The organism is Streptosporangium sp. NPDC049644 (genome assembly GCF_040675205.1).
Classification (GTDB): Bacteria; Actinomycetota; Actinomycetes; order Streptosporangiales; family Streptosporangiaceae; genus Streptosporangium; species Streptosporangium fukuiense.
In genome coordinates this window covers 1-13,277 of the sequence record NZ_JBFAOJ010000049.1, presented here as the reverse complement: position 1 = coordinate 13,277, position 13,277 = coordinate 1, and the positions used below count along the sequence as shown (strand labels likewise).

The following is a 13,277-nucleotide window of genomic DNA, read 5'->3' as shown; positions in this document are numbered from 1 at the left end:
TCCCGAGCTGACCTGGAGGGCACATGGTGCGCTATCTCGTTCTGAGAGCTGGCCAGCTGATCATTGTGGTGTTCGGAGTCACGGTCGTCTCCTTCGTGGTCCTCCACCTCCTCCCCGGAGACGTCACGACGACGGTCCTCGGGGAGGGGGCCAGCCCCGAGGCCAAGGCGGCGTTGCGAGCCGAGCTCGGCCTGGATGCCCCGCTGCTTTCTCGGTATTGGGAGTGGCTCTCGAGCGCTGTGCGAGGCGATCTGGGGGATTCGCTCACGCTGGGCTACCCGGTGACCGAGTTGATCCGGCTCCGCCTGCCGGTCACGTTGGAGTTGGCTGTCGCGACCCTGTCGGCCGCGGTTCTGCTGGCCATCCCGACTGCGTTGGTGGCTGCTCGTTTCCGGAACAGGTGGCAGGACAAGGTCTTGAGCATGGGCGCCTACGCCGGCATCGCGGCGCCGCCGTTCTTGGCAGGAATCGTGCTCATCTACGTCTTCTCCGTGAAGCTGGGCTGGCTGCCGGCGACGGGATGGAACTCATGGTCGGAGGGGCTTGTGGCCCATGTGCAGACGCTGGTCATGCCGGTGGCGTCATTGCTGTTCGTCGAGGCAGCCGTCTTTATGCGAGTCCTCAGGTCGGATCTCGTGGCCCAGTTGAGTGACGAGGAGTACCCCCTCGTGGCTCGGGCCAAGGGGGCGCCCATGCGGTCGGTGATGATCAGGCACGTCCTGCGCAACTCGCTCCTGCCGTTCGTGACGATCGTCGGCCTCCAGTTCGGCGTGCTGCTCGGTGGCGCCGTGATCGTGGAGCACCTGTTCGCTCTGCCAGGACTGGGCGAGTTGCTGGTGACCTCGATCTACCAGCGAGACGCCACGACCGTTCAGGGAATCGTGATGTTCATTGCGGTCTCCTTCGTGCTGATCAATGCGCTGGTCGACCTCCTCTACCGATTCATCGACCCGCGAGTGAGGCAGCATGGGTGACACCACGATGGCGATGCCGGCACGATCCACCGGCGTCTTCGCGATGCTTGCCCAGAACCGTGCGATGCTCGTGCCGTCGGGAGCGCTGGTACTTCTTGTCCTTGCCGTCGTTCTCGGCCCCTTCTTGTTCAATCTCCCGGACCCTGATCGCCAGACGCTCGCTGATGCACGCCTCGCTCCGCTGAGCCCGGGTCACCTGCTGGGGACCGACGGTCTGGGGAGGGACGTCCTCTCCCGAGCGCTCGACGGCGGACGGGTCTCACTGCTCGTCGGGTTCTCCGCCGTTGCGATCGGGTTCATCGTCGGGGGCCTGCTCGGAGTGACTGCCGGCTTCCTCGGTGGGAAGGTGGACGCGGTCATCAGCAGGCTCACGGAGATCTTCTTGGCGTTCCCCTCGCTGATCCTGGCACTCGCGATCGCGACATTCCTCGGCCCGAGCGTGCGGAACATCGTGCTGGCGATCTGCTGTCACACCGTTCCCGCCTACGTTCGACTGGCTCGCGCCAACGCCATCAAGATCCGCAACAGTGACTTCGTCGTCGCTGCGTCCTTGGCGGGAGCCAACGTGCGTTACACGCTCAGACGACACATCGTTCCTCTGGTGCTCCAGTCCCTGTTGGCCTACGGCCTCCTGGCGACAGGCACCGCGATCGTCATCGAGTCGAGCCTGTCGTTCCTGGGTCTGGGTGTGCGTCCTCCGCAGTCGACGTGGGGCAACATGCTCGCGGACGGCAAGACCGAGCTGGCGATGGCCTCCCACGTTGCTTTCGTGCCCGCGATCCTGTTGTTCCTGACCGTTCTCAACCTGAACCTCGTGGGAGAGGGACTGCGCACGCGCGCCGACCGGAAGGTGGGCGCCGCATGAGTGACGTGGTGGTCGCGATCGAGGACCTGCACGTGACCTTCTCGACTCCGCGGGGGGAGGTTCGGGCACTGCGTGGGGTGAGCCTCGAGGTGCGCGCCGGCCGGATGGTGTGCCTCATCGGAGAGTCCGGGTCGGGCAAGTCGGTCACTGGTCGCGCACTGATGGGGCTGCTCCCGGCTCATAGTGCGCGCATCGGTCCGGGATCGATGCGGTTGCACCAGGAGGAGCTTCTGGGCAAGTCCGAGTCGGCCATGCGGAGCATCAGGGGACGGAGGATCGCGATGATCTTCCAGGACCCGAGCAGAGCGCTCAATCCCACGAGACGCATCGGCGACCAGGTCGGTGAGGCCATCAAGATCCACTTTCCCGAGCGCCGTCCTTCAGCCGTGCGGTCCAAGGTGCTGGAACACCTGGACTCGGTCAAGCTGCCTGACGCGGCACGTGTCGCGAAGAAGTATCCGCACGAGCTCTCGGGAGGGATGCGTCAGCGGGTCGCGATCGCCATGGCCCTCTCCGCCGAGCCGGAGGTGCTTGTGGCGGATGAACCGACGACGGCGCTCGACGTGACGACCCAGGTCCAGATCCTCGATCTGCTCCGGAGCCTTCAGCGCTCCCGTGGCATGTCCGTGCTGCTCATCACCCACGACATGGGCGTCGCGGCCCACTACGCCGACGATGTCGCGGTCATGTACGCCGGACGGGTGGTGGAGCGAGCACCGGCAGCCGAGCTGTTCGCAGACGTCGAGATGCCGTACACGCAGGCCCTGCTGGAGTCCTTGCCGTCGGCACGCGCAGGCAGGGGAGCGTTGCGGACGATCCCTGGCGGTCCTCCGGACCTCGCGCTTGGTATCAGCGGATGTGCCTTCGCCCCACGGTGTCGATTCGTCACGAGTCAGTGCAAGCAGCAGCCAGCCACGCGCGAGGTTGCCGGGGACCACGTCTTCGAGTGCTGGCACCCCGTCGGGAAGGAGTCGAGATGAGCGCCCGGGCGGGCCACCAGGAGCTTGGTGAGGTGGTCCTGCAGGTCAAGGACCTGCGACAGCTCTACGGCCATGGGAAGCGAGCCTTCCACGCGGTGGACGGGGTCTCGTTCACAGTGTTCCGTGGGGAGACATTGGGGCTCGTGGGAGAGAGCGGGTGCGGCAAGTCAACGACTGCGCGTGCCGTCCTCGGTATCAGGCCTCCGACCGCAGGCAGCATCGCGTTGAGCGGTGCGGAGCTCACCACCCTCCGCGGCCGTGCGCTGCGAGAAGCACGCTCGTCGATGCAGCTGGTCTTCCAGGACCCCTACAACTCTGTCAATCCTCGGTGGACTGTGCGGCAGGTGGTGGCCGAGCCGCTGCGTCTGGCCCGCTGGACCAGCTCCAAGGCCCGCACGCGGGTGGATGAGCTCTTGGACCTGGTCGGCCTCGACCCGGCACGGTTCGGCGACCGGTCGGCCCGGCAGCTCTCAGGGGGACAGGCTCAGCGCGTCGGGATCGCCCGGGCGCTCACCACGGACCCGGAGCTCCTCGTCTGTGACGAGGCGGTCTCTGCCCTCGATGTGTCGGTGCAGGCCCAGATCCTCAACCTGCTGGACCAACTGAAGCGGGAGCTCTCCCTCACCACGCTGTTCATCTCCCACGACCTCGGTGTCGTCCGTCACGTCAGTGACCGGGTGGCCGTGATGTACAAGGGACGGATCGTCGAGACGGGGGAGTCCGACCAGATCTTCCAGAACCCCCAGCACCACTACACCTCCCTCTTGTTGCACTCGGTCCTGGAGGTTGGTGTGGAGCCCGGCTCGGCGACTCGGCGCCCGATCGAAGTCCAGGCGTCCCAAGGCGACCCTGCTGCTGGGTGCCTGTTCGCGCCGCGTTGCCCGGGCGCGGGCGACATCTGCAGAACCACGAAGCCCGAGCTGACTCCGATTTCCCTCAGCCACGCCGCTGCTTGCCACTTTCCGACAGGCGTCGCCGGCCCGACGAGAAGGAGTACATCCCAGTGACCAAGTTCGACCGCACGGTTCTCCCCATTCCGGACGAGGTGCTGCAACAGCTCCCGGCTCGCTCTGGCGCCTTGAACCTCGAGTCGGTTGCGGCACCGGAGGGCGCTCCCAACGTGGTGATCGTGCTGATCGACGACATGGGTTTCGGTGCCACATCGGCATTCGGTGGACCTTCCCACTCACCGACTGCTGAGGAGCTGGCCGACTCAGGGCTCCGGTACACGCGATTCCACACCACGGCTCTCTGCAGTCCGACCCGTCAGGCTCTGATGACGGGTCGCAACCATCACGCCGTCAACATGGCCTCGATCACCAACCTCGCCACGCCGGTCCCTGGCTACACCTCAGTGCGACCGAGGAGTGCCGCGACCCTGGCCGAGGTCCTCCGCCTGAACGGCTACAACACCGGGGCGTTCGGCAAGATGCACCAAACACCGCCGTGGGAGATCAGCCCGGTAGGACCATTCGACCGCTGGCCCACCGGTGAGGGGTTCGAGCGGTTCTACGGCATCGTCGCGGGGGAGGCCAACCAATATGCCCCGCTGCTGTACGACGGCACCACGCCGGTCTCGCCGCCGAAGGACGCGAGCTACCACTTCAGTGAAGACATCGTGGACAAGTCGATCGAATGGGTCCAGACCCAGAAGGTGTTGGCGCCGCAGAAGCCGTTCTTCCTCTATCTCTCGTTCGGCGCGACACATGCTCCGCATCATGTGCCCCGCGAGTGGATCGAGAAGTACCGCGGTCGGTTCGACGAAGGGTGGGACGCCGAGCGCGAGCGCATCGTCGCGCACCAGCGGGAGCTCGGAGTCATCCCGCCCGACTGTCCGCTGACCTCACGTCATGACGAGATCCCCGCATGGAAGGACCTGACGGACGACGAGCGGACGGTCGCGGCTCGGCTGATGGAGGCGTTCGCCGGTTTCGCCGAGCACACGGATGCACAGGTCGGGCGGCTGGTCCGGGCGGTGAAGGAGGTGGATGCCTTCGACAACACCTTGTTCATCTACATCATGGGCGACAACGGCGCGTCCGCCGAGGGCGGCATCCACGGCACCCTCAATGAGATCGCCAGCCTCAACGGGATCCACGACTCCCCCGACGCGATGCTCGACATGCTGGACGAGGTCGGAGGGCCACGCGCCTACAATCACTTCTCGGCCGGATGGGCGCACGCCACGAACACGCCGTACCAGTGGACCAAGCAGGTCGCCTCGCACTGGGGCGGCACCAGAGTCGGCACCATCGTCCACTGGCCCCGAGGCATCAAGGAGACAGGCGAGGTGCGCACACAGTGGCACCATGTCATCGACGTGATGCCTACCGTGCTGGAGGCAGCAGGGCTCCCGCTGCCCGAGAGCGTGAACGGCACGACTCAACAGCGGACCGACGGCGTCAGCATGCTCTACTCGTTCAACGACCCTCAGGCCGCGGAGCGGCACACCACGCAGTACTTCGAGATGTTCGGGAACCGTGGGATCTATCATGAGGGCTGGACCGCCTGCACCAAGCACGTGACCCCGTGGGATCACTCTAAGGCGATCCCCCTCGCCGAGGATCGGTGGGAGCTGTACAGCCCCGAGGACTGGAGCCAGGCACACGACCTCGCCGAGGAGATGCCGGAGAAGCTCGCGGAGCTGCAGGCGGTCTTCGAGCGAGAGGCGAAGGCCAACAATGTGCTCCCGCTGGACGACCGCCGGGTGGAGCGGTTCAACTCCGACATCGCGGGTCGCCCCGACCTGCTCAAGGGACGCACAGAGATGGTCCTGCGGCGGGGAATGCGTCGGCTGCACGAAGCGGCCGTGCCCAACGTCAAGAACAAGTCGCATGTCGTCCACGCCTCGATCACTGTCGGTGAGGACGGTGGAGAGGGCGCCATCCTCTCGCAAGGCGGGCGGTTCGGCGGATGGACGCTGTGGCTCAACGAGGGCATTCCGCAGTACTCGTACAACTGGTTCGCCCGCGAACGCTACGACGTGTGCGCCCAGGATCAGCTGGGGCCCGGTGTGCACGAGGTCCGCTACGAGTTCGAGTGCGACGACGCGCCTGGTTTCGGACGGGGGGGAACGGGCCGCCTCATCGTGGACGGCCACGAGGTCGCGAACGGCCGCATCGAGCGGACGGTGCCGTTCCACACCGGATCCAGCGGCAGCACAGACGTCGGTGGCGACCTCGAGGGTTCACCTGTGATCGATGACTACCGGGAGCCGGACGGCTCGTTCTCCGGGGAGATCCATTGGGTGCGGATCTCGATCAGCGGTGACGCCGCACCCACGCCTCCCGCGGTGAACGCGCAGATCGAGGCGGCGCTTCAGTGAGCGGGATCCGCACGGATCCACAGGGAGGCCAGTTCTCGGGGCATGTGCGATGAACGACCGGAACAGCGACTCGGGACGACCCGCCTGCTGTGCCCCAGCGGTCGGCGATGTCGTCGAGCGACGATCGGGCGCCGGTGCTCCCGCTGTACGGCCTGGTCCTCGCTCCCACCGCCGCCAGGTGCTCATCCCCGGTGGACGGTTCTGGATGGGGGACGAGCACGGCGAAGGCTACGTGGCTGACGGTGAGGTTCCTGTGCACGAGGTCGTCCTGGACGACTTCTACCTCGACGAGAGCACTGTCACGGTCAGTCAGTTCGCGACGTTCGTCAAGTCCACCGGCTATGTCACAGACGCCGAGGATCTCGGAGTCTCGGCGGTCTTCCACGCGGCGGTTCGGGCAGATCCGCAGGATGTCCTGCACCGTCTCGCCGAGGCCCCCTGGTGGGTCGCTGTGAGGGGGGCCTCATGGAGGCATCCCCAAGGGCGCGGTTCGGTGGCGGTGGCGAACCATCCCGCTGTTCACGTCACGTGGAACGACGCACATGCGTTCGCGATCTGGGCCGGGAAGCGGCTGCCCACCGAGGCGGAGTGGGAGTACGCCGCACGAGGTGGGCTGTCCGCCTCGCGATTCCCATGGGGGGACGTCCTGAAGCCCGGTGCTCGATGGCAGTGCAACATCTTCCAAGGCGACTTCCCGCACGTGAACACGGCGGAGGACGGCTACGAGACAACTGCTCCAGCCAAGTCGTTCCGGCCCAACGGCTACGGGCTCTACAACATGGTCGGGAACGTCTGGGAGTGGTGCGCCGACTGGTTCCAGCCTGACTACTACCAGCACTCGCCGACCACGGCCCCGCCAGGCCCCTCGGCAGGGGACCGCAAGGTGTTCCGAGGTGGCTCCTACCTGTGCCACGACAGCTACTGCTACCGGTACCGCGTCTCTGCGCGCTCGTCGAACTTCCCGGACTCGACATCCGCGAACGTCGGCTTCAGGTGTGCCAACGACGCCTCGACTGCGGACACGCCGAGGGGTCCACAAAGTCCGCCCTCGCAAGGAGTTCGAACATGAACGCTGCTACTCACATCTGGCGACACGCCATGACCTCACCCGACAGTCTCGCGCTCAGGGAGGCTCAGCGCAGCTGGACTTACGCCCAGTTGCGCGACGACATCGCCAAGACGGCCTACGAGCTCACCGATCGCGGGGTCGGCCGCGGCGACCGCGTCCTCATAGTCGTGCCGACCAGCGCCGAGTTCGTCCACGTCTACTACGCGGTGCTCTCCCTCGGAGCCACCGCGGTCACGGTCAACACCCTCAGCACTTCCCGCGAGCTGGGGTACTTCATCGACGACGCGGGTTGCACGCTGGCCGTCGGCTGGAGCGAGACGGCCGAGCCGATCACGAGCGCCGCAGAGCGCAACGGGATCCCGGTGTGGGTCCTCGCGCCCGGCGACGCCGACCCACGCGAGCCAGCAGCGGGGGTGCCGGACCCCGCCGAGGTCGAACCCGAGCACGCCGCCGTACTGCTCTACACCTCCGGCACCACCGGCCGGCCCAAGGGTGCGGTGCTGACCCATCACAACCTGCTGGTGACCGGCGAGATGTTCACCGAGGCGCTGCCTCTCACCGGCGACGACCGGATGGGCACCGCGCTGCCGCTCTTCCACGTGTTCGGCCAGGCCGCGGTGATGGCCTCCATCTACAACGCCGGCGGGTCGTTCTCGGTGCTGCGGCCCTTCCACGGGGCCCGGCTGCTGGAGATGGCCGCGAACCACCGCCTCACGGTCTTGGCGGGGGTCCCGACCATGTGGAACGAGATGCTCCACGCCGAGACCGACCTGGGCGTCGAGGACTTCGCGGACCTCCGGGTGGCGTGCTCGGGCGGCGCGGCGATGCCGCTGCAGGTGGCTCGGGCGTTCCGTGAGCGGTTCGGTGCGACCGTGCTCGACGGTTACGGCCTGAGCGAGACCACCGGCGCGGCGACGTTCAACGAGATCGACGGCGCGCGCAAGGAGGGCAGTGTCGGCCGCGGCCTGCCGGGCGTGCTCATCACTATCCTCGATCCCGAGCGCAACCCCGTGGCCGTCGGCGAGGTCGGCGAGGTCGCGATCGACGGCCCGTGCGTGATGCGTGAGTACTGGCAGCGTCCCGACGCCACCGCGGCCGTGACGCACGGCCCGTGGTTCCTCACCGGCGACCTGGGGCGCATGGATGCCGACGGGCACCTATGGATCGTCGACCGCATGAAGGACCTGATCATCCGCGGCGGCTACAACGTCTACCCGCGCGAGGTGGAGGAGGTCCTCTACACCCACTCCGCGATCCTCGAGGCCGCGGTCGTCGGCCTGCCGGACGAGCGCCTCGGAGAGGAGGTCGCCGCCATCGTCGTGCCGCGCGCCGGGCAGGACATCGACCTTGGCGAGCTCCGCACCTGGCTGTCCGAGCAGCTCGCGGCCTACAAGGTGCCGCGGGTCTACCAGGTCGTGCCGGCGCTGCCCAAGGGCGCGACCGGGAAGATCCTCAAGCGCGAGATCAGCCGCGACGACCTGCTCCGCGGCGGAGTCCGCCCGCCCCGCTCGCCGGTGGCCGCCGACGCCACGATCACCACGTCCTGACCAACCTCACAAGACGTCGCATCGAGCTCGGCTACGCAGGCGGGGACTGTCGGATGGGTGGCGCTCCCGTCGGATCTCGGCGGCTGTGCCGGCTACCTGCGGGTGGTCGAGGTCGATGAGGCCGACCGACGCCGGCGCACGCCGCGGTGACCGAGTGGGGCGTGTGGATGCGGGTCCAGCGCGGGCTTGACCGAGAAGAGTGCGCACGTCCCGAAGAAATGTGGATTGGGGAGAGCAACGACTTGAATCTGAATTTGTGTTCAAGTATATCTGTGTGTGCCCGCTGTTCAGAGGAGCCAGTTCATGACGACGACATCGCCCGACCCGACTGAGGCCGTGGCACCCCCCGTAGGCGCCCTCCTCATCGACTTCGGGGGAGTGCTCACCGTCCCGATCGCGCGCGCCTTCCGGGCGCTCGGCGCGGGCGCCGGCCTCGATCCCGACGATGCGCTGCGGGTGCTCGCCACCCACGCAGGGGCCCGCGCCGCGCTCGTCGCGCACGAGAGGGGCCGGCTTGACGACGAAGGCTTCGAGGACGCCTTCGCCGCCGCGCTCGTCGAGTCCGGCGGTCGGGTCGAGCCGCGGGGCCTCCTCGCCGGTCTCGCCACGCATCTCGATCTCGACGAGCCGATGGTCGACCTCGTCCGGGAGGCGCGGGCCGCGAGGATCCCCGTTGCGCTTGTCTCCAACTCCCTGGGCCGCGACTGCTACGCCCGCGTCGACCTCGACGAGCTGTTCGACGTCACCGTCATCTCCGGGCAGGTGGGCGTGCGCAAGCCCTCTCGCGAGATCTACCGCATCGCCTGCGCGCGGCTCGGCGTCGACCCGCGCGAGTGCGTGCTCGTCGACGACCTCGAGCACAACCTCGTGGGTGCCGCCCGCCTGGGCATCCGGGGGATCCTGCACCGCACCGCCGACGAGTCCCTGCCCCGCATCCGCGAGGCGCTCTCCCTTCCCGCCCCCACGACCGCCTCCCGTTGCCCCCCCTTTCCTCCTACGAACCAAGGACGACGCGATGTTCGAACTCAGTGAACGCGGACAGCACTACCGCGACCGCATGCTCGCCTTCATGGACGAGCACGTCTACCCCGCGGAGAGCGTCTATCGCGAGCAGATGCGCGCGTCCGGCGACGCTAACCACCACCCACAGGTCCTCGAGGACCTCAAGACGGAGGCGCGCGTCCGCGGTCTGTGGAACCTCTTCCACCCGCACCCCGAGTGGGGTCCCGGCCTGACCAACCTCGAGTACGCCCACCTCGCCGAGATCACCGGTCGCAGCATCGAGATCGCACCCGAGGCCGTCAACTGCAATGCGCCCGACACGGGCAACATGGAGGTGCTCACGCTCTTCGGCACCGACGAGCACAAGGAGAAGTACCTGAAGCCGCTGCTCGCGGGCGAGATGGCCTCCGCCTTCGCCATGACCGAGCCGACCGTCGCGAGCTCCGACGCCACCAATGTCGAGACGCGCATGGAGCGCGATGGTGACGAGTACGTCATCAACGGCCGCAAGTGGTGGACCTCCAACGCGCTGCACAAGAACTGCAAGGTCCTCATCGTCATGGGCAAGACCGATCCGGACGCCCTGACCCACCGTCAGCAGTCGATGATGGTCGTCCCCATCGACGCTCCGGGCGTCAAGGTCGAGCGCGGCCTGCCGGTCTTCGGCTACATGGACCGCGAGGGCCACGCCGAGGTCACCTTCACCGACGTGCGCGTGCCCGTCACCGCGCTCCTCGCCGGGGAGGGGGACGGCTTCATGATCAGCCAGGCCCGCCTCGGACCGGGGCGCATCCACCACTGCATGCGCGCCATCGGCGTCGCCGAGCGCGCCCTCGACCTGATGATCGACCGGGCCCAGTCCCGGGTGACCTTCGGTGAGCCCGTCGCCAACCGGTCCAACATCATGGACTGGGTCGCCGAGGCGCGCATCGAGATCGAGATGGCGCGCCTGCTCACCCTCAAAGCCGCGCACATGATGGACACCGTGGGCAACAAGGTCGCCCGCACCGAGATCGCGGCGATCAAGGTGGCCGCACCCAATGTCGCGCTCAAGGTCATCGACCGCGCCATCCAGGTGCACGGCGGCGGGGGCGTGAGCGACGACTTCCCGTTGGCCATGTGGTACGCCCACATGCGCACCCTGCGGCTGGCCGACGGCCCCGACGAGGTGCACAAGGTGACGATCGCCCGCCGCGAGTATCGTCGGCGCAGCTCGGAGCAGGGCAGGCAGAAGTGATCGAGGGCATCAACACGGCGGCGATGACCGCATGGATCACCGAGCGCGTCGACCTCACGCCTCCGCTGGCCTACGAGAGGGTCGGACTGGGCCAGTCCAACCTCACCTACCTCGTCACGGACGCGAAGGGATCGCGCCTGGTCCTGCGACGCCCCCCGATGGGGCAGCTGCTCGCCTCCGCCCACGACGTAGCGCGGGAGCACCGGATCCTCTCGGCGCTGCAGGCGGGCGACGTCCCCCTTCCGGTCGTGCACGACCTGTGCGAGGACCCGGCGGTCGCCGACCGGCCGGTGCTCGTCGTCTCCTTCGTCGACGGGCTCGTCCTCGAGGACCGCAGCGACGCTGAGGGCTTGGCGCCGGCTGCCCGGCACGCCCTCGGCCTCTCCCTCGGCGATACCCTCACCCGCATCCATGCCACCGACCTCGAGCGGGTGGGCCTGGCCGACCTCGCGAGCCACAAGCCCTACGCGGCCCGGCAGCTCAAGCGGTGGGCGGGCCAGTGGGAGCTCTCGCGCACGCGGGACCTGGCCGACCTGGACCGTCTCACCACGAGACTGCATGAGCACGAGCCCGAGCCGGGCGAGGTCACTCTCGTCCACGGTGACAGCCACCTGAGCAATGTCATCGTCGATCCCGTCGGTGCACGGGTGCGAGCCATTCTCGACTGGGAGCTGGCCACTCTCGGTGACCCGCTCGCCGACCTCGGGACGCTCCTGGCCTATTGGCCCCAGGCCGGTGACCCGCCGACGATTCGTTCCGCCGTCTCGACGGTCGAGGGCTTCGCCTCCCGGAACGAACTCGTCGAGCACTACGCGCAGGTGTCCGGGCGAGATGTCACCTCCGTCCCCTTCTGGCATGGGCTCGGACTATGGAAGCTCGCAATCATCCTCGAGGGGATACGGCGACGCCAGCTCGACGATCCGCGCAACCTCACCGCCGTCGGGATGATCCCGGCCGAGGCGGTCGACCAGTTGGTCGCCCACGCACACGTTGCACTGAGCGAAGACCTCTGAAGCACCTCCCACGACCATCTCCACCAGAAGGGCATCTGTCATGTCGGATGTCGTACGCGTCGAGTCCCTCAAGAGCGACCTTGGCGTCGCTCGGATCGTGAGCCTTCCCCGGCCAGAACTCGAGAAGGGGTGGGTCCGGGTCGAGATCGAGCGCGTGGCCCTGACCACGAACAACATGAGTTATGCGGTGTTCGGCGACGCGCTCGGCTATTGGAACCTTTTCCCAGCCGCGGACACCGACCACGGATGCATGCCGGCATGGGGATTCGCGCACGTCACGGAATCACGCGTGGACCAGATCGTCGAAGGCACGCGTGTCTTCGGCTACTTCCCGCTGTCGAACGAGCTCGTCATGCGGCCGACCGCGATCACCACACGCAGCTTTGTCGACGCGGCTGCGCATCGAACCGGGACTCCCAAGGTCTACAACGTCTACGAAATCAAGGCTGAAGCCGCCTCGGCCCGGTCGGACAGCTTCGTGTCCATCTTCCGTCCGCTCTTCATCACCTCATACACGGCCGCGGACTTTCTGCGCGAACGGAACTACTTCGGTGCCGGCCAGATCGTCATCTCCAGCGCCTCGAGCAAGACGGCCTACGGCATCGCCCACTGCATCGCCGGCGACGCCTCGGTGGTGAAGATCGGCCTGACCTCAGCGCGCAATGGCGACTTCGTGAGGCAGCTCGGCTGCTACGAGCGGATCGCCGAGTACGGGGATCTCGCTTCCGTCGACCGCGACGTACCGACCCTCTACGTCGACTTGGCGGCGGATCCGGAGCTACGACGTCGGGTCCATGAGCATTTCGGCGACAGCCTCGTCTACGACTGCCTTGTCGGTTCGACCCAAGGTGTGCAGCTGCCCGACCCCGCTGCGCCCGACGAGAACCTTCCCGGTCCCCAACCGGAGTTCTTCTTCGCCGCCACGCAACTGGACGCGTACAAGGCGGCCGGGCAGGCGCGCGCCTTCATGGCGCAATACGAGCGTGACGAGCTCAGCTTCACCGAGCGTGTCGCTGACATCCGCAACCCGTGGATGCGTCTTGAGGAGCACCGCGGCCTGGTCGACGCCCCCAGTGTTATCGCCCAACTGCACGACGGGACCGTGGATCCGGCCGTGGGTCACATCTTCGAGATTCAACCCACCGGAGCCGGCGAGTGAAGCTGGCGTTTGGCTCGGATGGCGAGGGCCGTCGCCATTAGTGTACGAGGTATGCCCGCTCACGAGCCCGAGTCCGAGCGCGGCGTGGACGAGATCCCGGATCTCG

At 67.4% G+C, this 13,277-nt stretch carries 11 protein-coding genes; all 11 read left to right on the top strand.

Annotated features, from left to right (window positions below):
* Positions 1–23 precede the first annotated feature (23 nt).
* The 11 genes from AB0J58_RS25455 to AB0J58_RS25405 all read left to right on the top strand — a co-directional run bounded on the left by AB0J58_RS25455 (position 24) and on the right by AB0J58_RS25405 (position 13,171).
* Complete coding sequence (locus tag AB0J58_RS25455; protein ID WP_061259932.1) at positions 24–974, top strand: ABC transporter permease; 951 nt, start codon at positions 24–26, stop codon at positions 972–974.
* 7 nt (positions 975–981) lie between these two features.
* Positions 982–1,839 carry an ABC transporter permease gene (locus AB0J58_RS25450; RefSeq protein ID WP_364219680.1) on the top strand — a complete coding sequence of 286 codons (858 nt, stop codon included), beginning with the start codon at positions 982–984 and terminating at the stop codon, positions 1,837–1,839.
* Positions 1,836–2,819: an ABC transporter ATP-binding protein gene (locus AB0J58_RS25445; protein WP_364219677.1), complete on the top strand. Its 984-nt coding sequence runs from the start codon at positions 1,836–1,838 to the stop codon at positions 2,817–2,819. The genes AB0J58_RS25450 and AB0J58_RS25445 overlap by 4 nt, the downstream gene beginning before the upstream one ends.
* Entirely contained in the window at positions 2,816–3,826 is a 1,011-nt protein-coding gene (locus AB0J58_RS25440; protein WP_364219675.1) for an ABC transporter ATP-binding protein, read from the top strand. The genes AB0J58_RS25445 and AB0J58_RS25440 overlap by 4 nt, the downstream gene beginning before the upstream one ends.
* Entirely contained in the window at positions 3,823–6,144 is a 2,322-nt protein-coding gene (locus tag AB0J58_RS25435) for an arylsulfatase (protein WP_364219672.1), read from the top strand. Before AB0J58_RS25440 ends, AB0J58_RS25435 begins: the two co-directional genes overlap by 4 nt.
* A 178-nt stretch (positions 6,145–6,322) precedes the next feature.
* Entirely contained in the window at positions 6,323–7,213 is an 891-nt protein-coding gene (locus tag AB0J58_RS25430; RefSeq protein ID WP_364219669.1) for a formylglycine-generating enzyme family protein, read from the top strand.
* Positions 7,210–8,760: an AMP-binding protein gene (locus AB0J58_RS25425; RefSeq protein WP_364219666.1), complete on the top strand. Its 1,551-nt coding sequence runs from the start codon at positions 7,210–7,212 to the stop codon at positions 8,758–8,760. The genes AB0J58_RS25430 and AB0J58_RS25425 overlap by 4 nt, the downstream gene beginning before the upstream one ends.
* 303 nt (positions 8,761–9,063) lie before the next feature.
* Entirely contained in the window at positions 9,064–9,792 is a 729-nt protein-coding gene (locus AB0J58_RS25420; RefSeq protein ID WP_364219663.1) for an HAD family phosphatase, read from the top strand.
* Positions 9,776–10,999, top strand: a complete 1,224-nt coding sequence (locus AB0J58_RS25415; RefSeq protein WP_364219660.1) for an acyl-CoA dehydrogenase family protein — start codon at positions 9,776–9,778, stop codon at positions 10,997–10,999. The genes AB0J58_RS25420 and AB0J58_RS25415 overlap by 17 nt, the downstream gene beginning before the upstream one ends.
* Before the next feature lie 23 nt (positions 11,000–11,022).
* The gene (locus AB0J58_RS25410; RefSeq protein ID WP_364219657.1) at positions 11,023–12,012 is read left to right on the top strand and encodes a phosphotransferase family protein; all 990 of its coding nucleotides are present in this window, start codon (positions 11,023–11,025) and stop codon (positions 12,010–12,012) included.
* A gap of 40 nt (positions 12,013–12,052) precedes the next feature.
* Positions 12,053–13,171 carry a DUF2855 family protein gene (locus tag AB0J58_RS25405; protein ID WP_364219654.1) on the top strand — a complete coding sequence of 373 codons (1,119 nt, stop codon included), beginning with the start codon at positions 12,053–12,055 and terminating at the stop codon, positions 13,169–13,171.
* The last annotated feature ends 106 nt before the right edge of the window (positions 13,172–13,277 follow it).

Bases quoted from the DNA above. Each gene is read 5' to 3' on its own strand.
- AB0J58_RS25445 (WP_364219677.1), top strand. From the start codon at position 1,836: ATGAGTGACGTGGTGGTCGCGATCGAGGACCTGCACGTGACCTTCTCG.
- AB0J58_RS25425 (WP_364219666.1), top strand. From the start codon at position 7,210: ATGAACGCTGCTACTCACATCTGGCGACACGCCATGACCTCACCCGAC.
- AB0J58_RS25405 (WP_364219654.1), top strand. From the start codon at position 12,053: ATGTCGGATGTCGTACGCGTCGAGTCCCTCAAGAGCGACCTTGGCGTC.
- AB0J58_RS25440 (WP_364219675.1), top strand. From the start codon at position 2,816: ATGAGCGCCCGGGCGGGCCACCAGGAGCTTGGTGAGGTGGTCCTGCAG.
- AB0J58_RS25410 (WP_364219657.1), top strand. From the start codon at position 11,023: ATGACCGCATGGATCACCGAGCGCGTCGACCTCACGCCTCCGCTGGCC.
- AB0J58_RS25420 (WP_364219663.1), top strand. From the start codon at position 9,064: ATGACGACGACATCGCCCGACCCGACTGAGGCCGTGGCACCCCCCGTA.
- AB0J58_RS25415 (WP_364219660.1), top strand. From the start codon at position 9,776: ATGTTCGAACTCAGTGAACGCGGACAGCACTACCGCGACCGCATGCTC.
- AB0J58_RS25455 (WP_061259932.1), top strand. From the start codon at position 24: ATGGTGCGCTATCTCGTTCTGAGAGCTGGCCAGCTGATCATTGTGGTG.
- AB0J58_RS25450 (WP_364219680.1), top strand. From the start codon at position 982: ATGGCGATGCCGGCACGATCCACCGGCGTCTTCGCGATGCTTGCCCAG.